The sequence below is a fragment of the Paraburkholderia sp. GAS41 genome (assembly GCF_050436545.1).
GTDB lineage: Bacteria > Pseudomonadota > Gammaproteobacteria > Burkholderiales > Burkholderiaceae > Paraburkholderia.
On sequence record NZ_JBNDMK010000006.1, the window covers coordinates 116493 to 140800 of the forward strand.

Below are 24308 nucleotides of genomic sequence, written 5' to 3' on the forward strand. Positions count from 1 at the left end.
CAACTGCTTGGAGTGGAAGTTGACGTCGATGTCGACGAGGGTCGCGGCAAGAGTCATCAGGGATCCGGCGCATTCGTTCCGCGCGTGCCATCGCTTCATCCTTCAAGGCCTGTTCGAGGAAGTCGAGATAGCCGAGCTCACGTTTCGCGGCCATCTGCCCGAGATGTGCAATCTGTGTCGGCAAGTGCAGCAGGTTGAGCTGCTTGCACAACCCAGTTAGTCGTTCGAGCTGTGGCGTCATGCGCTTACCTCCTGCGCGCGGCTGAACGCGTCGTAGACCGATAGCGGGTGCTGCAACGGTTTGTTCCACTCTGAGCTCGCGTACCGCGATGCTGGTTTCGGCTGCTGATGTGGCGTCGCGCCCGTTCTAACCGATCGCCCCACGTATGGTGCCGGCACTGGCAGAAGATGCGGCCGCTCCTCGAGCAACACCTCGGCCGGAACCCGTTCGGTAGTGCCGTGCACACGGACGTTGGCGACATCGCGCAACCACAGCCTGACGCGCTCATTGCACAGGCCGCAGTCGGCTGTGAGTCCTGCCTGTTTGAGCATTGAAACCAGCGGAACCCAGAAGCTGTAGCGCAGATATCCGTTCATACGCTCGACTTTGCCCTTCGTCTTTGCGCGGTATGGCTTGCACACGCGAGGTACGAACCCATGGTGTTTGGCGAAGTCGGCGAACCCGGGATGGTATCGGTGCTGCTTCTTGCCATAGGCATCGCGTTTCAGAATCACTGTCTTCATGTTGTCGTACACGATCTCTCTGGTGACGCCGCAAAATGCCTCGAATGCCCGCACATGGCAAGCCAGCAGCGTTTCGATACGCATGTCGGTGACAAACTCCGCATAGCTGACCCGGCTGTAGCCCAACGTCGCAACGAACGCCGCGAGCATGCCGAGTTTGTGCCCCGGCTTACGAAACTCAATCCAGTCCATCTGCATCTGATGTCCCGGCTCTGTTTCGAATCTGACCACCGGGTCGGGGCGTGCAGCGGGCCGAAGCTTCTGCAGATACTCCTGCACCCGGCGTAACCCGCCCGTGTAGCCGCGCTCCTCAATCTCCCGCTTGAGCACCGTCGCCGGAATCCAGTCCGGCTTCGCTGCTTCGACGCGGCCCTGCAGATAGGCCTTGAAGGGCGCAAGCTTGCCGACGACTGGTTGCCGGGCCTTACGCTGCGGCGGCCCCGATTTCAGATACTTCCTGACTGTGTTGACGGCCATGCCGGTCTCGACCGCGATGTCCCGGAGGCTGTTACCCTGGCGACGCAGAATCTCGATTTCCATGTACTCCTCGTAGCTGATCACGGGCTGCCCAAAAGGAGCAACCCTACAACGAGGTGTGTCAATTCCTAACTGCGTTGCTGTATCAATTTACAACTGCGCGCGACATGGTGGCACGCCCACGTTGTCAGCGCATTTACGTATCGCGTCTCAAACAGGATTGGCAGTTCCTCAGTTGCTGACGGGCAATTTGAGTAGCTGGACTCCGTGTACCGCTGAAGTCCACCAGCTCGCGCTATTGTTTCCAGACGAAACAAAACGGGCCGCGGCTCGTGTCATCGACTGGGACAAGATACGCGATGAATTGCATGCATTCAGCAGATTGCCGTCAATCATCAGCGTGTCGGAAGCTGCTCGCAGACTTGATGTTGATGCGCGGTTGCTATATCAGCATGCGAACAAGGAAGCACGCATTCTCGCCGAACGCTGGAAGCAATACATGCTGCGCCGCAAGGAACAAAGCGTGGTAAATGCTCGCACCATCATTGAGGCCGCGTGCCGCGACATCCTCGCCGACGGTAAAGCCATCAACCTGCGGGAGCTCAATACCCGTGTGCCCAAAGACGTCATGGGCAGCATTCGCGGAGTCATAGACGTGCTTCAGGACGTGAAGGAAACGCTCGGTGTGAGCTAAGTCCCGCCTCCAAAAACGCAAAAAGCCGGCCACATATGCCGGCTTTTTTTACGTCTGTTCGCAGCTATAGCCGCAAAGAAACCCTTCAACGTATCACCGATTCCTGATAAAGCAAAATCTGTCCTATCGGGAAATAAAGCATAACCTGTCAAAGTGGCCACTTTATGCTTAACGGCACACGAGCATGTACGTTACTCCTTGATTTCTTTGGTGGGCCGGGTGGGAGTCGAACCCACGGTGTCCTTTCGGAGGCGGATTATGAGTCCGCAGCACGGGAGCGAGCGGACTCGCGTGAAGAAAGGCACTAATCATGCCTCCAACAGTTGATATCAACTGGTCCGATCACGACTGTTTATCTCAGCGCTCACCGTCTCATTAGAAATGGCTGTCAGACGTCCGCAGTCTAGACCGAGGAGAGATCCGGCAACGATTTTTTAGTCACAGTACCGGACTCCTAACCAAATGAGATTCTTCTCCTCCGATCGATCCGTATTCGCTAGGCTAATAGCCTCTCGCGGGCACCGTCAGAAATGACAGCACGCAACCGCTATAACTGGCTGCCTGTGGCGTACGCACACACCGGTTTACGAGCGACCAGACTTGCCCCTAACTCTCTCGATGAATGTGCGCGAAGCGCCCCCTCCCCCCGCCGAGAATTCCGCTCCGTTCCCGCGAGAGCCGGCTGTCGTGTGGGGGCAAACGTGGGGGCAAAATCGACCTAAGATGAAAAAGGCCCTCAAAGCCGAAGCCGTGAGAGCCTTATATCTGTTGGTCGGGGCGAGAGGATTTGAACCTCCGACCACCTGCACACCATCCAAGGACCAAATCTCGCGCTGAAGAGCTTCGCCGGCCTCGTGCCGTTCGAAATCATTCGCCGTGAAATAGCGTCCGCTGGAATCCAATTCCGTTACGTATACATATACGTATACACAGCACTAGTCATCGCATTTTTTCTAATTAAATCAGTTATTTAAATTCCATATTCGAGTCCTCTCCTGGCACCATCAGTTGTTCCGGCTTAGCTTCAACAAAAGCCGTAGAAGTTCGAGAAACCCCGTAAGACCAACGTCTTACGGGGTTTTTTGTTGCCTGTCGTTTCCTGCCTGCCGAGCGAGCCCGGGCAACGAGAGCCAGCGACGCCGCTGCCTGAGGTCGGCGACTAGCGCACGCCCGAACGGCTGGCCCATTCCCGCACCGCCTGCGCGAACAGCCGCAGCGCGGTAGGAGGATGACGATTCGCCGGATAATACAGGCACAGGCCCGCAAACGAAGGGCTCCACGGCGCAAGCACCTGAACCAGCCGCCCTGCTGCCAGATGTTCGGTAACCAGATAATCCGGCACCCACGCAATGCCGATGCCGGCCAGTGCCGCTTCGACCATCAGGTTCGTGTTGCCCAACGTCATGGGGCCGTCCACATCGACACTGGCGCCTTTGCCATGCAGCTCGAGGTCCCAACGATACAGCGCGCCGCTTTCGAAACGAAACCGGATACAGCGATGTTTCGCCAGGTCGTGCGGCGCGCCTGGCGCCTCGTGGCGTGCGAGATAAGCGGGTGACGCCACCGCCGCGAAGCGCATGTCGGGGCCGAACCTCACGGCAATCATGTCGCGCGGCACATCCTCCTCGACCCGGATACCGGCGTCGAAACCATCCGCCACGATATCCACGAGTCGTGTATCCACGACGAATTCCACGTGGATATTCGGGTACGCCGCCAGAAAATCGGGAAGTACGTGTCGAACGATGGATCTCGCGGCCGACTCGGATGCGCTGATGCGGATCGAGCCCGACGGACGGTCGCGTGCAGAAGCCACCTCGTTCACCGCATCTTCCAGGTCCGCGATGGCAGGCGCGACACGCCGCAGCAACTGCTCGCCAGCTTCGGTCAGCGCGACCGAGCGGGTGGTCCGGTTGAACAGTCGCACGTCGAGCCGTGCTTCGAGACCCCGCATGGCATGGCTAAGCGCCGAAGGCGACACACCGAGCGTGCGCGCCGCCGCACTGAAGCTGCGCCGGTCGGCGATCGCCACAAACGCCGTGAGTTCCGTCAGACCGGCACGCAGCATAGTTGAATTTTCCTCATAACCTCATCCAATTCTAGCCGTATTGTTGAATGGCACACAACAGCCTAATCTGGTGTCCTATTGAACGCCGGGCATCGTCGACGCACGCCGCACAGGCACGCGCCACGCCCGCTATTTTCGAAAAGGAGAACGGATATGCAAAAGCGCAAACTGGGAAACAGCGGCCTCGAAGTGTCGGCGCTCGGGCTGGGCTGCATGGGCTTGAGCTTCGGCTATGGGCCCGCTACTGAAAAGACCCAAGGGATCAAACTGATCCAGTCTGCTTTCGAACAGGGCGTCACGTTTTTCGATACGGCCGAGTGCTACGGCCCGTTCATCAATGAAGAACTGGTCGGCGAAGCGGTCGCACCGTTTCGCGATCAGGTTGTGATTGCCACCAAGTTCGGCTTTCAGGACGGTGACTCGAAGAAGCCGCTCGACAGCCGCCCCGAACGGATTCGCGCTGTTGCCGAGGCTTCGCTCAAACGTCTGAAAACCGACTGTATCGATCTGTTCTATCAGCATCGCGTGGATCCGAACGTGCCGCTCGAAGACGTCGCCGGCGCCGTCAAGGATCTGATCGCGCAAGGCAAGGTCAAGCACTTCGGCATGTCCGAGGCAGGCGCCGCTTCGATCCGCCGCGCCCACGCCGTACAACCGGTTGCGGCATTGCAAAGCGAGTATTCGCTGTGGTGGCGCGAGCCGGAAGACTCGGTGCTGCCGACGCTGAAGGAACTGGGCATTGGCTTCGTGCCGTTCAGCCCGCTCGGCAAGGGCTTCCTTACCGGTGCGATCAATGCGAACACAACGTTCGACAAGACCGACTTCCGCAACATCGTGCCGCGCTTCTCCGAGGAGAACCGCAAGGCCAATGCAGGCCTGGTCGACGTGCTCGGCACCATCGCCGATGGCAAAGGCGCCACGCGCGCGCAGATCGCGCTTTCCTGGTTGCTGGCGCAACAGCCGTGGATCGTGCCGATTCCCGGCACCACCCGGCTACCCAGGCTGGCGGAAAACGTCGGCGCGGTCGCGCTCGAATTGTCGGCGGAGGACCTGTCTAAAATCGAAGCGGCACTGAAGCAGATCAAGGTGGTGGGCGAGCGTTATCCGGCACAGATGCAGCAGCGGATTGATCGCTAACGCTAACACTATTGCTATTGCTTTTGCTTTTTGCCTCGCCCGCCTTAAGTGCCATAAGACAATGACACAGGGTGGGCGGCGCAATGGGCGCCTTCGATATTATTGACCGCCCGACCCGTCCGCCTTGGCGCACGGCCGTAACGACACCAACGGCATCATCCGAACGTTCGATCAGATCATTGCGGACCATGCGCGCAGTGAGATCAGCGTGTCGACCGGTTCACGGCGAGCCCATCGCCGCGCTGTCGTTGCTTGATGCCCGCTCTTCTCTGCAGGACCTCGAGCGCCGCAGACTGGACACTCGTGATCCTCGGCACTCCCTACGAGTAAAAAAAATTACGGCGAGCCAAAAGAGCCTGACATGAAACCGGCGAAAAGGTACAAGCTACCTGTTGCCGCGAGTTTCAGCCCCCGTTAGGAATAGCCCGCATGGCCAAGTCACCTGCCGTTGCTCCTCAGGCTCAGCATTTGATTTGTCGGACCTGTCCCCCGGGCCAGCGCAGAAACTGCTCGCGCTTGCCATCGTTCTCGCCTTGCTAATGGCTTTCGTCGCCTCGGTTGGACCGCTTTCGGCCACCCATCTTGGTCGGATCGACGCGTTTATCCCGGCCTACACCACGGCCATGTTCGTGACCGGCTCGATCACCGCAATCGTGCTGTTCGCGCAGTTCTCAATCCTCCGCTCGCCGGCCCTTCTCGCAATCGCGAGCGCGTATTTTTTCACGTCGTTAATGCTCATTCCGTGGCTGCTCACGTTTCCGGGTGTGTTCGCCCCCACTGGACTGCTCGGCGCCAGCTTGCAGAGTACGCCGTGGATCTACATCGTGTCGCACATCAGCTTTCCTGTGTCTGTCATTACCTATGCCCTGCTCAAGGATGCCGATGGCGCAAGATCGCTGTGGCGCGGCTCCGCAAGAGTCGCCGTTGTTTCGAGCCTGCTCGGGAGTGTCGCGCTCGCCTGCATCGCGACATACATCATCATCATCGCGGTAGATGCACGCCTGCCCCGCCTCGTTCTCAATTCACTTGTCCTGTCGCCTCTCTGGCCCAAGATCGCCTCGGCCCTGGTGTTACTGGACATCGTCGCGCTCGTCGTGCTCTGGTTCCGCAGTCGTTCAGTGCTCGATCTGTGGCTGAAAGTGGTGTTGTGCGTGTACGTAATGGAGGTGTGTCTTCTCGCATTTCCCGTTCCGATTCGCTTCACGTTCGGCTGGTATATCGCCCGAATCGGTGGGCTCCTCTCGGCCTGTCTCGTTCTGTTCGTGTTGCTGTATGAGGTGACGATGCTTTACTCGCAACTGGTTCGCGCGGATCTCGCCCAACGCCGGGAACGTGAGGCACGCCTGCTGACCGGCGACGCGATCGTGGCCGCGATTGCGCACGAGGTCAGGCAACCTTTGACCGCGATGCTGGCCTACGCCAATGCGGGCGTGCGCTGGCTCGACGGCGCGTCCCCCAATCTCGAGGAAGCCAAGGCGTTACTTAAAAAGATCGACGTTGACGGGCGTCGCGCGGAAGCCGTCATCGAACGGGTGCGGGCCATGTTCAGGAAGGGAGAGACGAACAAGGGCACGTTCGAACTCAACAGCCTCGTCGCGGAAACCGTTGCCCTTGTACACGGCAATCTGCAGAAGCATGGGATTATGGTCCGGTACGATCTGGGCGAATCGCTACCAAACGTACTAGGCGATCGAATCCAGTTGCAGCAGGTGCTACTCAATCTGATTAGCAATGCTATCGATTCGATGGCGGCCAGTGACGAGCCACGGGTTCTGGACGTGAAATCCAGCCTTCACGAAGAGGGTCGGGTCAAGGTACCGGTGGCCGACACCGGCGCAGGTGTCGCGCCGCATGACATTGCACGGATATTCGACCCGCTGTTTACCAAGAAATCCGATGGCATGGGAATGGGCCTATCGATTTGCCGCGCAATTATCGAGGCGCATAACGGCCAGATTGGGTTCACCCAGAACCAACCCCAAGGCGCAAATTTTCAATTTGTTGTGCCTGCCGACGATGCCTTCCCGGCAGATACCTCGCCAAGAACCACAACCCGGCAAATTCGCGGTTAGTTCAGGCCAATGACGCTGCCTGGAAATCCAATTCCACCCGGATTGATTTTAATCGCCAAGTTTGAGGAAACCTGCATATTGCTCCGGGCTTGAACGCGAAAACAATCCAGTTCATACTCATGTGCGTCAAAGAATTTCAGTGGTAAATCGTTTTTTCAAAATAACGGCCAATTTGAATTATTCGAACAGGAGACGCCGAATTATGGAAAGCACCCTCGAAATTAATCCAATTGCACCACAAAGTTCACGATTGCCATGGCACACCTTTCCCAACAGGCAGTTCTAACGCTCATCACGAACGCCTGGGGGCTTTACGCCGAAATACTGGTTGCTGTGCTGTTACTGCTACCCCAAAGCAGGATCTGGTTCGCACCGACGAGAGCAAATAACAGATGTGTGTAAAAGCCAATGCCTCGCAAGCCATCAGCAACCTGTCGCCAGCGCAGCAATTCCAAAAAATGCTCATCAAAATTCACGCATGAAACCTATTACGCGTCGAAATGGGACTCTGGTCCACCTGCTCTGCCTGCTGATGTCTGGCCTATTGATCTCTACTTTATCCGGCGGCGCGTTAGCCAAGGACGAGACGGAGCCGTTGGCAACCGATCTCCACGAAACCATCGTCAAAGTGCCCATGACCGAGCACGGATTATTTGGCGATCACGCGCGTGACATCGTCGCGACCACCTATATGCCCGACGGCCCCGGACCGTTTCCGTTGATTGTGCTCAGTCATGGCAGTCCGCCTGAAGCCAGAGACCGCCCGGAGGTCGGCCGTTACCGCGAATTGCCGCAGATCCGAACCTTTGTGCAACTCGGCTTCGCCGTGATCGTGCCGATTCGCCGAGGCTTCGGCGCCACGGGCGGCACTTACGAGGAAGACTCTGGCTCCTGCTCGAATCCCGACTACCTTGCCGCGGGCAAGCAGGCCGCGCAGGACGTACTCGCAGCCCTCGCCTTTGCGCAGACCTTGCCTCAGGTCGATCGGGATCACGTCGTGCTGGTTGGGCAGTCGGCAGGCGGATTTGCGTCTCTGGCAGCGGCAAGCTATGCCCCTAAGGGACTCGTCGCAGTCGTCAACTTTTCGGGTGGTCGCGGCGGCAACCCTTCGAAACATCCCGGCATGCCCTGCGGCCCGCAGCAGATGGCCGATGCGATGGGACATTTTGCATCCACGACACAAGTTCCAGTCCTTTGGCACTACGTACAAAACGATATGTTCTTTGCGCCCGACATCGTCGCGACATGGTTTGCCGCGTTTCAAGCGGCTGGCGGCCGAGGACAATTGATTGTCGAACCGCCTTTTGGTCGGAACGGCCATGGCATGTTTGCCGTCAAGGATTCCATTCCAATCTGGTTACCGCATGTCGAGCAATTCCTTGCGCCGCTCGTGCCGATGAAACAGACACAGTCGTCTTGACGTCTCTTGTGGATTGAATCCATCCGATCTTCACCGATAAAGGCATCCGGTCCGGCCCGGGCTTCATTACCAAGGAGAACATCAGCACTGTGATCAAGTACGCCGGGCAGTATCGCTAGTCTGGCATGAGAACACGCCCTTCCTGGGCGGCTTCGAACAGCCGCCCATGAGTCCTGTGTTTTCTAGAAAAAAGTTATCTCGTACCCGAACCTCGAAGCAGCACTCACGATGTGCTGCCCCATGATCGTGCGCGCCGCCGCGGCATCGTTCGCAACGAACGCCGCCACCAGATCTTCATGTTCGCCCCGCGCGGCATGGGGGATATTGCCGAACATGGGACCTTGCCGCGAGAAGCTCGCCGCGATCAACGGCCGCATCGGTTCGAGCACGGTGCGAATCATCGTTGCCAGGTAGTCATTACCTGAAGCTGCCGCCACCGCGCGGTGAAAATCCAGGTCGGCGTTGACGGTCGCACCGCTCGGCGCTTCTTCGTATCGCATCCGTTCCACGGCATCCTGGATCAGCTTCAGTTTCCGCGGCGTCATGGACAACGCCGCCAGCGCCGCCGCCTGGCTTTCCAGCGCTGCGCGCACCTCGAACATATTGCGGATCGTGTTGTCACCTTCGAGCAATTGCGCCCTGATGGGCTGAAGCGGCTCGACAGCCGGCGCCGGGCCCGCCACGAAGGCACCGATCCCCTGCCGCGTTTCGATCAGCCCCTGGGCTCGCAGACTCGCAATCGCTTCCCGGACGACGTTGCGGCTGACGCCGAAATTCTCGGACAGAAATTGCTCGGTCGGAAGACGGTCCCCCGCACGCAGCCGGCCGGAAGCGATCTCGGCGCTCAACGACTGTGTGATGTGCTCGGCCAGATGGGGTCTGCGCTCAACGGGACGCACCTTGAGTTCACTCATGCTCGCCTGTTCCTCAAAAGGTTGTCACGTCATTCTACATCTAGGGCGGGAAGCGGCGGGCTGGAAATGCCCTGATACCCCCTGAATGCCTGTCTCCACGGGCGTTTCCGCTCACCTGAAGACATTACATCCAGGGTAAACACCGACGAAAAAGAACAACTTGTTCACTTGAAGGACAACCGGATGTCTAATAGTATGCAATCCATTGCTGACGCTTCGCCGATTGCCGGCGTGGTCTGTCGGCCGGTCAAATTTGCACTCTGCTTTCAGGCGTCCCTATGAAAATTGCCAGCATCGAAACCATCCCCCTGCGCATTCCGTTCACCACCGGCGGGCGGTCGGCTGGCGGCGTGTGGGGGCCGAAAGACCTTCAGGTCGCCGACTCGCTTATCGTCAAGGTGACCACCGACGACGGCGTGGTCGGATGGGGCGAAACCTTTGGCTTCACGGCCATCCCCGCCGTCAAGCTCGTGATCGACTCCCTGCTGGCCCCCGAGTTGATCGGGCGCGATGTGACGTTGCGCGAAATGTCCATGCTCGAGCTGCAAAAGAAGTTTCACGTCTTCGGCCGGAGCGGCGCCTTCATCTACGGCCTGTCTGCGATCGATATCGCCCTGTGGGATATCGCCGGAAAGACCGCTGGAAAGCCGGTGTACCAGTTGCTTGGCGGCAGCGAAGCCACCTCGCTTGCCTGCTATGCCAGCCTCATCAGGTACGCCGATCCGGAACTCGTGCGGGCGAACGTTCGACGCGCACTCGATAGCGGCTACCAGCACCTCAAACTGCATGAGGTCGACATCGAATGTGTCCGGGCTGCCCGCGAAGAAGCCGGCCCCGACATCGAAATGACCCTCGACGTCAATTGCCCATGGACGGTACGCGAAGCACTGGATATGACGGCTAAACTGCGCCCGTTCAACCTGCGTTGGATCGAGGAACCGGTCTGGCCGCCTGAAAACTATGCGGGTCTCGCGACCGTGCGACAGCAAGGGCACATTCCGGTCGCCGCCGGTGAAAATGCCTCGACGGTCATGGACTTCCAGCATCTCCTCGAAGCAGGTTCCGTCGATTTCATCCAGCCGAGTCCCGCGAAGATGGGCGGCATCACCGAATTGCAGAAGGTGTTTGCCATGGCCAACGCCCATAACGTCGCCGTGATGGTGCATACGTTCTACGACGGCCCCGGACTGCTGGCCAGCGTGCATACGAGCGCTGCGTTGGGCGGCCCCAAGGCGCTGGTCGAATGGCGTTACTTCGATCTTGAAGCGCAGTTCTACGGCGACGCCATCATTCCCCGCAACGGACGGATCGATGTACCGCAAGGCAACGGCCTGGGTCTGGAACCCAACCTCGACGTCATCCGCGATTACCGGATCCGCTAATCGTCACAACGGCCGCACCCGCCGCGCCCCGGATTGTGCTCGTCCGTATCGGCCCTGTCCATCTAACGTGGAATGCGGGCCAGCGGAAAAGCCGGGGGCTTCCCTGTTTTGCAACTGCGCCGGGAAGCGGCGACGCAATCGTCCACCCGAGAAAGGAGTGTGGAGAACATGCTTGATCGAATTGTTGGCCCCCTGTTGCCTGTGGCGTTCGTTATCGTTCTTGGGTTTATCGCGGGTAAGCGCGGTCGTCTGACTCACTCGGACAGCCTGCTGATCAGCAGGCTCGTGCTGGGATGGATCTTCCCTGCCCTGCTCCTCGTCGGCATGGCCAGTACGCCGCGCTCGCAACTCCTCGACTGCAGATTCGTGTTCGCTACCTTAATCGGCATCATGGGGATGTACGGTGCAGCGTTTGCGATTGGCTGGTGGCGCTACCGTGAACTCAAGGCGGCCACGCTCAAGAGCTTTTTGTGCGGCTACCCGGACGCGGCTTTCATGGGTATTCCAATCTTGCAGGCGATGTTCGGCCCGGCCAGCATCTACTCGATCCTGGTCCTCAACCTCGTCGCCAGCCTCGTCATGATCCCGTTGACGACCATGTTGCTCGCCGTGGCAAGCGGAAAAGGCAACGGACGCCAGGCCTTTCTTTCCAGCATTTCCAGTGCGGTGCGCCGCCCGCTCATGTGGGCGCCGGCGTTAGGCATTCTTTGTTCGCTACTGCAGATCAAGTTTCCCCCTGTGCTGGCGGACGCGTTCACGCTTCTGGGCAAGGCCACGCCTGGCGTATCGCTGCTGTGCCTGGGCTTGATCATGTCGTCCGTGCGACTGAAGCTGTCATCCGAAGTGTGGGCGAATCTCGGCCTGAAACTGTTCGTGCATCCGGCGCTGATGTTCGGTGCAACCTTGTTGCTGGGCGTTCACGGGTTATACGCACAACAGATGATCCTGCTGTGCGCCCTCCCCTCCGCCACCATCCCGGCCATGTTCGCGAACGAAGCCGGCGCCTATCAAAGCGAGGCGGCAACGTCGATCCTCATCAGCACCGTGCTGTCTATCGTGACCTTTTCGATGGCGATCTATCTCGTCGACGGTGGACTCGCGGCGGCTTGATTGCAGAAGCTGTTGCAGCGCCATGCCTGAAGCTCGGTCGCGAATGTCGACACGCTGCGCGGTCACGCCGGCAGCCGAATGTCCACTCATTCTCGACAGGCAAAAGTGTTTGTCCCGAGCACGTATTCGAAAGCTGGATCAACGCGACTACATTGCCTTGATCGAAGTCGATAAACCAATCGAAATCGAAACCTGCCACCCACTCCAGGAGTAGTCCATGAGCACGTCACAGAAGGTTGTCGTTGTCACTGGTGCATCTCAAGGTATCGGCGCCGAAACAGTCAAGGCGTTCCGCAAGCTTGACTACCGTATTGTCGCGACGGCACGCTCGATCAAGCCGTCCGACGATGCGAATATCCTGGCAGTCGCGGGCGACATCGCCGATCCGGCAACGGCTCAACGTGTGATCTCTGAAGGCGTGGCACGATTCGGCCGCATCGACACCCTGGTGAATAACGCGGGCGTTTTTATCGCGAAGCCCTTTACGACTTACACGGCGGAAGACTATGCGAAGGCTATCGCTGTCAACGTGGCGGGTTTCTACTTCATCACGCAACTTGCTATTGCCGAAATGGAAAAGCATTCCAGCGGCCATGTGGTGACGGTCACCACCACGCTCGTCGATCATGCGAACAGCCGTGTGCCGTCCGTATTGGCGTCGCTTACGAAGGGTGGCCTGAATGCTGCGACAAAGTCACTTGCGATCGAGTATGCCAAGAGGGGCATTCGTGCGAATGCGGTTTCTCCTGGGGTCATCAAATCGCCGTTGCATGCGCCCGAAACCCATACGATGAAGGCCTCGCTGCATCCAATGGGTCGTATGGGCGAAATGAGCGATATTGTCGAGGCGATCCTGTTTCTTGATGCCGCGCCGTTCATCACAGGTGAAATACTGCACGTCGATGGCGGGCAAAGCGCCGGTCATTAGGCACCCCGTTTCTTCAGGCAGCCACGGCAACACCCTGCAAAGCGACATGCATCGCATTCCTCATCAATCCCATCCCCATGCGGCATGCCAGTGCCCACGCTTTCACTCACTTACCCGCTCAATTTCCACCTGCAGTCGTCCGCGCCAGCGCCGCAGCCGCCGGCTCGGCCCCTGCGGTCGTGCCGCTGCCAGGCACACGGCGCGCGGCCCACACCTTCGCCAGCAGCTTGAAGGTCGACACCGATCCTGCCACCGCAAACAGAATGGGAATCAGAAAGTCGTGACTCACGCGGGTAAATTCGAGGATCAGCACGACGGCAGTCAGCGGCATCTGCATTGAGGCAGCCAGAAAAGCCGCTGCGCCGACAATCGCAAACGCGCCCGACGACGTCCCCGGCCAGAGCAGATTCCACACGCCGCCCAGCACGATCGCAAGCAGCGCGCCGTTGGCGAGGCCAGGCGTCAGCAAGCCGCCTTCGGCACCCGCGCGCAAGCTGCCCGCCGTAATCGCCACCTTGAGTACCAGCAGCACGCCCGCAAGTCCAATGGTCAGCTCGCTATTGAACGAGAGACCGGCCGGGCCCTTGCCGTTGCCCAGCAACTGCGGAAACGCAATCGCCAGCGTGCCGATGATGGCGAAATTGATCAGCGCGAGCACTGGCAGGCGCCAGTCCTTCGGCGCATGCTCCCGGGCGCGGGCCGTCAACTGCGTGAAGCCCCACGCCGCCACGCCGAAAATCGGACCGCACAGCGCCGACCACACGAGCAGCGGCGCGCTCAGCAGCAACGGCGCGACGGTGTATTGATGCTCGTTGCCCAACCCGATCCACGCCACCACTGCGGCAATCGCCGAGGTCGCCACAGCCGGCACCAGCGCCGCCCAGCCGAAGGTGCCGAGCAAGACTTCGAGCACGAACACCGCGCCGCCCAGCGGCACGTTGTACACCGCGGCGAGGCCCGCACCGGCGCCGCACGCCACCATGATCCGGCTCTCCTCGACCGACAGCCCCGCCCGATGCGAGAGCCAGCCGGCCCACACCGAGCCGATCTCGCGCGGCGCCACTTCGCGGCCAAGCGGCGAGCCCAGTGCGACGGTGACGATTTGCAGCACCGCATGCACCACCGTGCTGACCACGGGCATGCGCGGATCGTCCGACTTCAGCGCGTTCTTGATGCTGACGAGCGGCCGTCCAAAGCGATACAGCGTCCACCAGCCCAGGCCGGCGACGAGACCGCAGATCACCAGCGCCTGCACGCGCCGTTCGGGGCTTGCGCCGCTCACGCCGTCCAGAAAGCTCTCGTGGCTGATGACGTGGCCGATGCTGTAGCCGAACGCAACGTGCTGGATCCAGTGCAGCAGCAGCGCCAGCAGCATGCCGCCCAGACCCGCGCCGACGCCGGTCAGCAGCGTGACGGCGGCGAACACGGTGAACGGGCTGTGTTCGGGGGTCGCTGACTCCCGAGGGGGCGCTGAGGTGGGCGTAGTGAGCGGCATGATGACGGGCTCGGAGGCTGATGAGCAGGAGTACGCCATGCTATTGCGCACAGCATCATGAGGCAAATTGGTTTTTCTACTCGACTAATGCATGTTCTGCATATATAGACATCGCGCGACTGCGGTGCGATGCGTTGCGGGGTCGCTTACGAGGGCCGCCGTGCCTTCATGCAGCGCTGGGTCCGGGCCCGTCCGTCTGCACGAAGATATGTCGCCAATAAGGCAATAGCCGCCATTTTCCCCACTTATGACTTTCGAATTGCCTATATCCGACATCTTTTATGCAGTGCACCTTATGCGGCGTTGCCCAACGCACATAGTAGACGTTCCGGTGCTGCTAGATTCCCGGTAACCAATGCGGGCAGCGCAATCGGCGTGATGCAGCGCGGGCTTCACGCCATGAAAGAACGAGCGAGAGAAGCGAAATGAAACCGAATCGTCAGCCCAAAGATGGCGTGCAGTGTTGACCCATCCCTCAGATGGCATTCGACACGTGAGTCGAATTTCGCAGGTCAAAATATCGAGCGTGAATTGGACATGAAAACGAAACATCTTAGTTATGCACTATTGTTTCTGGCATTGATAACCTATCTATGGATGACCTGTTCATTCATGCCTTTCCCGGCTGATTTCGAAGATAGCTACATCATGCACCGCTACACCCAGAACGGCGTGGACGGCTTCATGTTCGAATGGAACCGCAACTCCGCGCCCATTCAGGGTACAACCGGCATTGCGTGGGTGACACTGGTGACCTTCGTCGCGCGTCTGACACGCTTCAATGTCATCCCCGTCAATACCTACACCGGTCTGATCTTCGCGATCCTGACGCTGCTGGTGGTGTACGCCGCAACATTGCGAAACTTCACCCGCAATAACCGCTGGGTGGCAATCTGCGTCCTGATTCCGATCATTTCCAGCCCGTACTTTACGAGAACTTCAGGTAATGGACTTGAAACATCCATTACGCTCTTTTTTGTCGCCCTTTCCATTTATTTTTTGCAATTCTGCCGGGGCTCATTGAAAGCGGCAATCTGGCTCGGTCTGTTCTCCGGTTTTACTATTCTTATCAGGCCTGATTTACCGCTCTTTCCCATTGCACTCTTTGCGACCGCATTCGCATTGAATTCCGACGGCATGGGTTCGCGTGCCAGGAATTGGGTCGCGCTGCTATTGGGCGCATTCGTTTCCGTTGCATTCTCTTTATTGCTGGCGAAAATCGTCACCGGCACCTCGTTGCCGCTGTCGGCCAGCCTGAAGTTGCCCCTCACCGATCTGTTGCTCGGCCGCTTGCCGCGATCCCAGTACAACTACATTCTCGGTGCTCAACTGGCGTTTCTGAGCTATCTCCTGCCGTTGATCCTGCTGGCGCTGTTTCCCATGCTCGCGCTCGATTTCAGGGAATCGAAGAAATATGTACCGGTGTATGTGGCCTGCGCGGTTTATTTTGCCTATCTGTTTTCCGTGCTGCCCATCATGGACGTGGCTTACCGCTTTCAGTTGCCTCTATTGATCGGCATGTCGTTTGCCATCGCCCATTGTTTCGAACTGATTGTTAAATTCGGTGTGCCTGCCAGGCGCGCCTATATCCTGATCTTTTCGATTGGGATTCTTCTCGCCATCGGCAATACCACCGATCTGGTCGCCGGGAAGAAAGAAGCCCAAATGCTGAGGGTCGACCATACCGACTTCGCGGATATCGGCAAGCAATTGAGCACGATCGACGGCATCAGTATTGCCTCGCTCGATGCCGGCAAACTGGCTGCGTTTTCGGGAAAGAAGTTTTTCGACACGGTCGGACTTAACGACGTCTTCGTGGCAAAAAACAAGAACAAACCGAACTACCCGGTCTTGCTCGACCATTACCTCCACAACGACTTCGGCATGCCCGACGTGTACGTCCGGCGTTCCGATTCCGCGGACGGTGGTTACAGCTTTCTGGAGATTCTCCCTGACTTCAAGTCGGTCTATCGATGCAACGACGCCAGCAACGCGGCACGCACCGGGATGATCGTCTGCGTGTACAGGTCGGGAAGCCAGGTCAACGCCATCGTCAGGAACCTCGCGCCTTTAGGCTTCGAGATCGATCTCGGACAATGACGTTGCAGGGCGACTACCGAGCCCATCGCCAGCAGGATTTTCATCACCTTTTCTCCGTCTCCGACAGCCAATTTCGCATCTGAAGCCGCCCGCACTTAGGGACATGTACTAAGAAAGCGCATTTCAAGCATGCAGACGCTTAATGGTCGGCGTACACTCCCCCCGAGCCCGCACCACGGGGTGCGCGGGTCACACAGCGGCCCGGCGTAAGGCGCGGGTTGTTCGGAGACTTGGAGAAAAAACACATGAGCTGGACTCGGGAACAGAAAAACGTCACGATCGCGGCGTACCTGGGATGGACCCTCGACGCATTCGATTTCTTTCTAATGGTGTTCATACTGAAAGATATCGCCAGCGAGTTCGGTACCGACGTCAAGACGGTCGCCTTCGGGATCACACTGAGTCTCATGATGCGCCCGGTCGGCGCGCTCATCTTTGGCTGGCTCGCCGATAAATTCGGCCGCCGCCCCACGCTGATGGTCAACATCGCGTGCTATTCGCTGCTCGAACTGTTGTCCGGTTTCTCGCCCAATCTCACCACGCTGCTCGTGCTGCGCGCGCTGTTCGGTATCGCCATGGGCGGCGAATGGGGCGTCGGCGGCGCACTGACCATGGAAACCGTGCCGGCCAAGTCGCGCGGCATCGTCTCCGGTCTCCTGCAAGCGGGCTACCCGAGTGGCTATCTGCTTGCCTCGGTCGTGTTCGGCGTGCTGTATCAGTACATCGGCTGGCGCGGCATGTTTATGGTGGGCGTGCTGCCCGCGCTGCTGGTCCTCTACGTGCGCGCGCACGTGCCGGAGTCGCCGGCCTTCAAGACGCTGGAAAAGCGTGCCCGGCCCGGACTGCTTGCCACGCTGAAGAAGAACGTCACATTGTCAATCTACGCGATCATCCTGATGACCGCCTTCAATTTTTTCTCGCACGGTTCGCAGGATCTGTATCCGACCTTCTTGCGTGAGCAGCATCACTTCGACCCGCACACCGTCTCCATCATCACCATCGTGCTGAATATCGGCGCCATCTGCGGCGGCCTGTTCTTCGGCTTCCTCTCCGAAAAGATCGGCCGTAAGCGCGCCATCTTCATCGCCGCGCTGATCGCCCTGCCGGTATTGCCGCTGTGGGCGTTTTCGAGCACACCGGTGCTGCTCGCGGTCGGCGCATTCCTGATGCAGATCTCAGTGCAAGGCGCATGGGGCGTGATTCCGGTTCATCTGAACGAAATCTCGCCGGACGAAATCCGCGCGACCTTCCCGGGTCTCGTCTACCAGCTCGGCAACCTGCTTTCCTCGGTCAACGCGCCGATGCAAGCGGGCCTCGCCGAGCAGCATGGCAACAACTACGCGCTGGTGATGGCCGTGGTCATCGGCATCGTCGCTGTGGTTATTGCGGTACTGATACCGTTTAGCCGTGAACGCCGAGGCATAGATATGACACAATCAGCCAAAGCGGTCGCGGCGGTTTAAAATGCCCGTATCGCACAGCAGCGCAAAGCCACACCCGAAACACTGTAATACATAACCAGGCGGCCCCAGGCCGCCACGCCAGGCAGTATGACGAGGCCGTTCCGATTCAGATCGGAACGGCCTTTTTTATTCGCCGCCGCAATCGTCGCTTGATGCGGCTCGACGCACCGCAGCGGTGACCTTTTAGAGGAGTCCATCCACACACAATCCTTGCCCGATGAACCCGAACCTTCTTATCCTGAAAAAAACGCATGTTTCAAATGCGCACTTGAATCGCTTGTTTGCGGCCGGGCGACCGGCACAGGGAGACGCAACATGGCAGTTCGCACGACAGGCCGGCATACCGGCGACACGAAATCACGCATCCTCGACGCCGCAGAAGCGCTCTTTATTGAATGCGGCTATGAGGCCATGTCGCTGCGCCAGATCACCTCGCGTGCCGAGGTCAATCTCGCAGCGGTCAACTATCACTTCGGCAGCAAGGAAGCGCTGATTCACGCGATGCTCTCGCGGCGCCTCGACCATCTCAACCAGGAACGGGTCAAGCTGCTCGAGCGCTTCGACATCATGCTCGGTCCGCGCCTCACTTGCGAACACGTGCTCGGCGCGATGTTCATTCCAGCCTTGCGCCTCTCGCGCGAGCCACGGGTGGGTGGCAAAGCGTTCCTGCGGCTGCTAGGACGCGCTTACACCGATCCCTCGTCGTTCATTCGCGACTTCCTGAACGCCCATTACGCCACCGTGGCGGTGCGTTTCTTCGAGGCGTTTCAGCGCGCACTGCCGCACCTGCCGCGCGACGAACTCGGCTGGCGCCTGCACTTCGCCATCGGCGCGTTGTCCGGCGTGCTGGCCGGCACGGACACCGACAGCCTGATCTCGGAGTTCTCGCAGGGCAAGTCCATGAACGATCTGCAACTGATCGCCCGCCTCGCCTCGCTGATGGTGGCCGCGCTCAAGGCCCCCCTGCCCGATGCCAGCCAGCTGGCGGCCTTCGCCTCCGTGCTAGGCGATGCCGCCGACAGTCCCGCGGAGGATCAGGCGAGCGGCTGCGGCAGCCTCACTGGCCCGCTCGCCAGCGCTGCCGCCGAACCCGGCGCAGCGTCGGCGTCGTCCCATGAGCCGGAGACAGAGCCGGAGCCGGACCGCCACGGCGGCATTGGCAACGGCCTGGGTTCATTGCGACATCTCGCACACGGCGCAGCCTGACCAGGGCGGCTCTGGGCGGCTCAGAAGTTGCCGCCCAGGCGCCGCGGCGCAGCGGGCACCGCATGTGCTGTCAAAGCACTCAAGCGAGCCTTCCGCATCCTGCGGAAGCGTCCGCGCGCACCATAAGATAAGAACAGGAGGAAACGTCATGCCGTGGTTCTTCTTAGTACTGGTCGTCGTCGCTGCGGCGCTCGTTTATTGCCAGGCACGCGCCTCATGGTGGCTGGCCTTCCTGATCGTCTGGGTCGCGCTTGCGCATCTGGGCGGCGCAGCGGGCCCGCTCGCCACTGCCGTACTCGCAATCGTGTTCGTGCTGCCGGCGCTCGTGCTGACAGTGAAACCTTTGCGCCGCGCGTGGCTGTCGAAGCCGGTACTCGAGATCTTCCGCAAGATCCTGCCTGACATGTCGCCCACCGAGCGCGACGCCATCGAAGCCGGCACGGTCTGGTGGGACGCCGCCCTGTTCTCCGGACGCCCGCACTGGGACACCTTGCTTGCGCACGGCCCGGCGAGACTCACGGCGGAAGAACAGTCGTTTCTCGACGTCGAATGCCAGCACCTGTGCGACCTCGCCAACGACTGGGAAACCACCGCCATCTGGCAGGATCTGTCGCCGCAGGCGTGGCAGTACATCAAGGAGCGCGGCTTTCTCGGCATGATCATTCCGAAGCAATACGGCGGCAAGCAGTTCTCCGCCTACGCGCATTCGCAGGTCATCATGAAGCTCGCCACGCGCTGCTCGGCGGCGGCGGTTTCGGTGATGGTGCCGAACTCGCTCGGCCCCGCGGAACTGCTGATGCATTACGGCACCGAAGAACAGAAGAACTACTATCTGCCTCGTCTCGCTCGCGGCGTCGACATTCCCTGCTTCGCGTTGACGAGCCCGTATGCTGGGTCGGACGCCGCGGCTATTCCCGACGTTGGCATCGTCTGCAAGGGCAGCTTCGAAGGCCGCGAGACGCTCGGCTTTCGCGTGACGTGGGACAAGCGCTACATCACGCTCGGACCGATTGCGACCGTCCTGGGTCTCGCGTTTCGCGCGCTCGATCCCGAGCATCTGCTCGGCCTGGCGGACGAACCCGGCATTACCTGCGCGCTGATTCCCACCTCGCACCCCGGCGTGAACATCGGCCGCCGTCACTGGCCGCTCAATGCCGTGTTCCAGAACGGCCCGAATTCCGGCAAGGACGTGTTCATCCCGCTCGACTGGGTGATCGGCGGACGCGCGCAAGTGGGCAACGGCTGGCGCATGCTGATGGAGTGTCTGGCCGCCGGGCGGGCCATTTCACTGCCGTCGTCGAACGTGGGGATGGCGAAGATCGCCGTGCGCGGCACCGGCGCGTATGCCGCGGTGCGCCGCCAGTTCCGCACCGCCGTCGGCAAGTTCGAAGGCGTGCAGGAAGCGTTGGGCCGCATGGGCGGCAACCTGTATGTGATGGATGCAGCGCGGCGGCTCTCCGCGCATGCGGTCGATCTCGGCGAAAAGCCCTCGGTCATTTCCGCGATCGCGAAATATCACATCACCGAGCGGGCCCGAAAGATCATCAACGACGGCATGGACGTCGCGGCCGGCAAGGGCATCTGCATGGGACCGTCGAACTTTCTCGCGCGCGCCTATCAGCAGGTGCCGATTGCGATCACCGTCGAAGGCGCCAACATTCTGACCCGCTGCCTGATTATCTTCGGCCAGGGCGCGATCCGTTGTCATCCGTATGTACTCAGGGAAATGGCCGCGACGCGTGAAACCGAGGCCGGCAAAGCGTTGCGCGATTTCGACGAAGCCTTCTTCGGCCACGTCAGCTTCACGCTGTCGAACGTCGTGCGCAGCTTCGTCTACGGCGTCACGGCCGGCGCGTTCATCCGCAAGCCACAGCGTGCATACGCGCCGCTGCTGCCCTACTATCGCGCGGCAACGCGCATGGCCACCGTGTTCGCGCTGCTCGCCGACGTGTCGATGTTCGTGCTCGGCGGCGATCTGAAACGGCGCGAGCGGATTTCCGCGCGCCTGGGCGACGTGCTCTCGCAGCTCTACCTGATCTCCGCGACGCTCAAGCGCTTCGAAGACGAAGGCCGCGAGGAAAGCGATCTGCCGCTGGTGCGCTGGGGTGTCGAGGATGCCTTGCACCAGGCGCAGGAGGCCATCGACGGCGTGCTCGTCAACTATCCCAACCGTGTCGCGGCGGGCCTCGTGCGCGTGCTCGCCTTTCCGTTCGGTTTGCCGCATCGCGCGCCCGCGGACAGCCTCGGCACGGCGATCGCCGAGTTGATGCAAACGCCCGGGGCCGCGCGCGAGCGGCTCGTGTCCGACTCGTATGTGCCGCACCCCGATGTCGATCCGCTCGGCTACGGCGAACTGTTGTTCGCGCTGAATCCGCAAATCGAAGCCATCGACCAGAAACTGCGCGCCGCGGTCAAGCAAGGCTTGCTCACGCCGATGCCGCAAAGCCTCGCGCATCTCGCCGCATGGACCGACGCCGCGCAACAGCAAGGCTTCATCGACGCCGCCGAGCACCAGGTGCTCGACGAGTACGCGCGTTATGGCGCCGAGGTCGTGAAGGTGGACGATTTCGCCGCCGACTTCGGCATGCTCGAAGGCCTGCAACGGCGCAAGGAAGCGCTCGAAAAAGCGCTGCAACTTGCGGCCTGAGCGTCGCGCCATGCACACTGATATCAACCCGTGAAGCAAACCCGACTGGCCAGCGGAGCAACGCAAGATGAAAGACACTTACCTGAACTTCGTCAACTCGCCATTCGGTGCGCGTCTCGTGCGCTCCATCGGCTTGCCGAAGCCGGAGGTATTGCGCCGCCAGCGCGCGGACCGGCCCGAATTCGACGGGCTCGTTGCGATCGGTGCGGGGCGCGAGCCGCATCTGCTCGACGCGCTCGCGGGTGTGATCGCGCGCAGCGGCTTCACCAGCGTCGCGCATGAAAGCGCGGGACTCTGGATACCGCTCGCGACGCGCCACGGTTTGATGACGGGACGCTTCGAGCCGGCCGAAGCGGGGCCGCATGGAAGAGTCGCTGCCTTGCTGTTCGACGCGAGCGGTATCCAGGACAGTAGCCAGCTCGATAGCGTCTTTGCGTTCTTTCACGACACCTTGCGCTCGCTCGACACATGCGGGCGAATCGTCGTGCTGGGCCGGCCGCCCGAAGCGTGCGCGAGTCCGCGTCAATGGACGGCGCAGCGCGCGCTCGAAGGGCTCACGCGTTCGCTCGGCAAGGAAGCGCGGCGCGGTATCACGGCGAATCTGCTGTACGTCGCGCAAGGCGCGGAACATGAGGCTGAAGCGACCCTGCGCTTTTTTCTGTCGCCGCGCTCGGCCTATGTATCGGGCCAGGTGGTGCGGATCGCCGCTGCGCCCGCTGCCCCCGCCGCGGCCACCTTCGCCTGGTCCCAGCCGCTCGGCGGCAAACGCGCGCTCGTGACCGGTGCGGCGCGCGGCATCGGCGCGGCTATCGCCAACGCGCTCGCAGCCGAAGGCGCGCATGTGATCGGTATCGATATCCCGTCTGCGCGCGAGGCGCTGGAGGCCACCCTCCGGCCGCTCTCCGGCACCGCCCTCGCCTTCGATATCGCCGCCGCCGAAACGCCTGCGCAGATCGCCGCAGCACTCGACGAATCCGGCGTCGACATCGTCGTGCACAACGCCGGCATCACGAAGGACAAGACCATTGCGCGGATGACGGAAGCGGCGTGGCACAGCGTGCTCGACATCAATCTGTCCGCGCAGGAACGCCTCGACGATGCGTTGCTCGCCGCCGGGACGCTGCGTGACGGCGGCCGCATCGTCAGCGTGTCGTCGATCAGCGGCATTGCCGGCAACATGGGCCAGACCAATTACGCGACCTCGAAGGCCGGCGTGATCGGCCGCGTGCAGAGCATGGCGGCCCAGCTCGCCGCACGGCGCATCACGATCAATGCCGTGGCGCCGGGTTTCATCGAAACCCAGATGACCGCGAAGATTCCGCTGACGATCCGTGAAGCCGGCCGTCGCATGAATTCGATGAGTCAGGGCGGCCAGCCGGTGGATGTGGCCCAGACCATTGCGTGGCTCACGCATCCCGGTTGCGCGGGCATCACCGGTCAGGTGGTGCGGGTGTGCGGCCAGAGCCTGATCGGAGCATGAGCATGGGCGCGCCCTCCGATCCCAGTCCCGGCTCGACGCACGGCGCGGCGCGCCCGCGAACCGTGACGATCGAAACCTTGCCGGCACCGGCGAAGCTGTATGCGCGCGCCTTGTCCGGCATCCTGAAGCGCGGCCGCGCCACGCAGCTGCCCGCGCTGCGCCTCGTGCGCCCCGCGGCGCGCCTCGAACCGGCCGCCATCGAACGCTATGCGCGCGCCTGCGGTTTCATCCCGGAACACGGCGTCCCGCTGACGTTTCCGCATCTGCTCGCCTTCCCGCTGCATCTGCTGATGCTGACCGATCCCGCCTTTCCGTGGCCGGCACTCGGGCTCGTGCATCTCGCCAATCACGTGCGCCTGCGGCGGCCGCTCGCGTGCCACGAAGCGCTGCGCGTCGAGGTGGAATTCGGCGCCCTGCTGCGCCACGACAAGGGCCAGGCATTCGTCCTGCACACCCGCCTGTATCGGCGCGGCGAAGCGGTCTGGGACGGCGACAGCGTGTACCTGAAGCGCGGCGTCGCGCCGCTGGGCGATCCGTTAGCCGCGCTTGAAATCGACCGCGACGCTTTGCAGCGCGTGACGCGCTGGCAGCTTCCCGCACAACTCGGGCGCGACTACGCGCACGCGTCCGGCGATTACAACCCGATTCACCTGACCGCCCTGTCCGCCAAGGCGTTTGGCTTTCCTCGTGCGATTGCCCACGGCATGTGGACCCTCGCGCGCGCGGCCGCCGCATTGCAACCGCCCAAGCCGCTCGGCGAGGCGGACCTCAGCGCCGAGTTCAAGCTGCCGATGCTGCTGCCCGGCGACGCTTCGTTTTGGACCACCGTCCCCGCGACGGCGGCAGCAGCCATCGCGGCCACCACCACGCGCGACCTCGAAGTACGCGATGCGGCCGGCGAGAAGCCCCATTTTCGCGGCCGTTTTCAATGGACGACGTTATGACCGGGCGCTCATTCAGCATCCGGCGCG

The 24308-nt window shown here is 60.9% G+C and carries 17 protein-coding genes and 2 pseudogenes; 13 read left to right on the forward strand and 6 right to left on the reverse strand.

Features of this window, described 5'->3' with window-relative positions:
- Window positions 1–64: 64 nt before the first annotated feature.
- A pseudogene (locus P3T43_RS11375) lies at window positions 65–241 on the reverse strand (IS21-like element ISRso6 family helper ATPase IstB); the annotation flags it as partial.
- The gene (istA, locus tag P3T43_RS11380; protein WP_429281138.1) at window positions 238–1305 is read right to left on the reverse strand and encodes an IS21 family transposase; all 1068 of its coding nucleotides are present in this window, start codon (window positions 1303–1305) and stop codon (window positions 238–240) included. The gene istA and the pseudogene P3T43_RS11375, both read right to left, overlap by 4 nt.
- Before the next feature lie 34 nt (window positions 1306–1339).
- On the opposite strand from istA, the gene P3T43_RS11385 reads away from it, so the two are divergent.
- Window positions 1340–1915, forward strand: a complete 576-nt coding sequence (locus P3T43_RS11385; protein WP_429281139.1) for a hypothetical protein — start codon at window positions 1340–1342, stop codon at window positions 1913–1915.
- Window positions 1916–3074: 1159 nt separating this feature from the next.
- Here P3T43_RS11385 and P3T43_RS11390 read toward each other — a convergent pair.
- Window positions 3075–3983 carry a LysR family transcriptional regulator gene (locus P3T43_RS11390; protein ID WP_429281140.1) on the reverse strand — a complete coding sequence of 303 codons (909 nt, stop codon included), beginning with the start codon at window positions 3981–3983 and terminating at the stop codon, window positions 3075–3077.
- A 153-nt stretch (window positions 3984–4136) separates the two neighbouring features.
- Here P3T43_RS11390 and P3T43_RS11395 point away from each other — a divergent pair, with 153 nt between their 5' ends.
- Window positions 4137–5120 (forward strand): aldo/keto reductase, encoded by a 984-nt coding sequence (locus tag P3T43_RS11395; RefSeq protein WP_429281141.1) that lies wholly within the window; start codon window positions 4137–4139, stop codon window positions 5118–5120.
- Window positions 5121–5268: 148 nt separating this feature from the next.
- On the opposite strand, the pseudogene P3T43_RS11400 reads toward P3T43_RS11395, so the two are convergent.
- A pseudogene (locus tag P3T43_RS11400) lies at window positions 5269–5428 on the reverse strand (MarR family winged helix-turn-helix transcriptional regulator); the annotation flags it as partial.
- A gap of 165 nt (window positions 5429–5593) precedes the next feature.
- On the opposite strand from P3T43_RS11400, the gene P3T43_RS11405 reads away from it, so the two are divergent.
- Both P3T43_RS11405 and P3T43_RS11410 read left to right on the forward strand, forming a co-directional pair.
- Window positions 5594–7192 (forward strand): MASE4 domain-containing protein, encoded by a 1599-nt coding sequence (locus P3T43_RS11405; RefSeq protein WP_429281142.1) that lies wholly within the window; start codon window positions 5594–5596, stop codon window positions 7190–7192.
- Between the two features lie 394 nt (window positions 7193–7586).
- Window positions 7587–8612, forward strand: a complete 1026-nt coding sequence (locus P3T43_RS11410) for an alpha/beta hydrolase family protein (RefSeq protein WP_429281143.1) — start codon at window positions 7587–7589, stop codon at window positions 8610–8612.
- 182 nt (window positions 8613–8794) lie between these two features.
- Here P3T43_RS11410 and P3T43_RS11415 read toward each other — a convergent pair whose 3' ends face one another.
- Entirely contained in the window at window positions 8795–9526 is a 732-nt protein-coding gene (locus P3T43_RS11415) for a FadR/GntR family transcriptional regulator (protein ID WP_429281144.1), read from the reverse strand.
- 278 nt (window positions 9527–9804) lie between these two features.
- Between P3T43_RS11415 and P3T43_RS11420 the strand changes: the two genes are divergently transcribed.
- The 3 genes from P3T43_RS11420 to P3T43_RS11430 all read left to right on the forward strand — a co-directional run bounded on the left by P3T43_RS11420 (window position 9805) and on the right by P3T43_RS11430 (window position 12946).
- The gene (locus P3T43_RS11420) at window positions 9805–10908 is read left to right on the forward strand and encodes a mandelate racemase/muconate lactonizing enzyme family protein (RefSeq protein ID WP_429281145.1); all 1104 of its coding nucleotides are present in this window, start codon (window positions 9805–9807) and stop codon (window positions 10906–10908) included.
- A 168-nt stretch (window positions 10909–11076) separates the two neighbouring features.
- Window positions 11077–12018: an AEC family transporter gene (locus tag P3T43_RS11425; protein ID WP_429281146.1), complete on the forward strand. Its 942-nt coding sequence runs from the start codon at window positions 11077–11079 to the stop codon at window positions 12016–12018.
- 217 nt (window positions 12019–12235) lie between these two features.
- Complete coding sequence (locus P3T43_RS11430) at window positions 12236–12946, forward strand: SDR family NAD(P)-dependent oxidoreductase (RefSeq protein ID WP_429281147.1); 711 nt, start codon at window positions 12236–12238, stop codon at window positions 12944–12946.
- Window positions 12947–13064: 118 nt separating this feature from the next.
- On the opposite strand, the gene P3T43_RS11435 is transcribed toward P3T43_RS11430, so the two are convergent.
- Window positions 13065–14441 (reverse strand): chloride channel protein, encoded by a 1377-nt coding sequence (locus tag P3T43_RS11435; RefSeq protein ID WP_429281148.1) that lies wholly within the window; start codon window positions 14439–14441, stop codon window positions 13065–13067.
- 537 nt (window positions 14442–14978) lie between these two features.
- On the opposite strand from P3T43_RS11435, the gene P3T43_RS11440 reads away from it, so the two are divergent.
- The 6 genes from P3T43_RS11440 (at window position 14979) to P3T43_RS11465 (ending at window position 24281) form a co-directional block, all read left to right on the forward strand.
- Complete coding sequence (locus tag P3T43_RS11440) at window positions 14979–16541, forward strand: hypothetical protein (RefSeq protein ID WP_429281149.1); 1563 nt, start codon at window positions 14979–14981, stop codon at window positions 16539–16541.
- 245 nt (window positions 16542–16786) lie between these two features.
- Window positions 16787–18004, forward strand: coding sequence for an MFS transporter (locus P3T43_RS11445; protein WP_429281150.1), 1218 nt, complete (start codon window positions 16787–16789; stop codon window positions 18002–18004).
- 315 nt (window positions 18005–18319) lie between these two features.
- On the forward strand, window positions 18320–19210 hold the full coding sequence (locus P3T43_RS11450) for a TetR/AcrR family transcriptional regulator (RefSeq protein ID WP_429281151.1): 891 nt from the start codon (window positions 18320–18322) through the stop codon (window positions 19208–19210).
- A gap of 148 nt (window positions 19211–19358) precedes the next feature.
- On the forward strand, window positions 19359–21857 hold the full coding sequence (locus tag P3T43_RS11455; protein WP_429281152.1) for an acyl-CoA dehydrogenase: 2499 nt from the start codon (window positions 19359–19361) through the stop codon (window positions 21855–21857).
- Between the two features lie 67 nt (window positions 21858–21924).
- Window positions 21925–23337 (forward strand): 3-oxoacyl-ACP reductase, encoded by a 1413-nt coding sequence (locus tag P3T43_RS11460; protein ID WP_429281153.1) that lies wholly within the window; start codon window positions 21925–21927, stop codon window positions 23335–23337.
- 2 nt (window positions 23338–23339) lie between these two features.
- Complete coding sequence (locus P3T43_RS11465; protein ID WP_429281154.1) at window positions 23340–24281, forward strand: MaoC family dehydratase; 942 nt, start codon at window positions 23340–23342, stop codon at window positions 24279–24281.
- Window positions 24282–24308 lie beyond the last annotated feature (27 nt).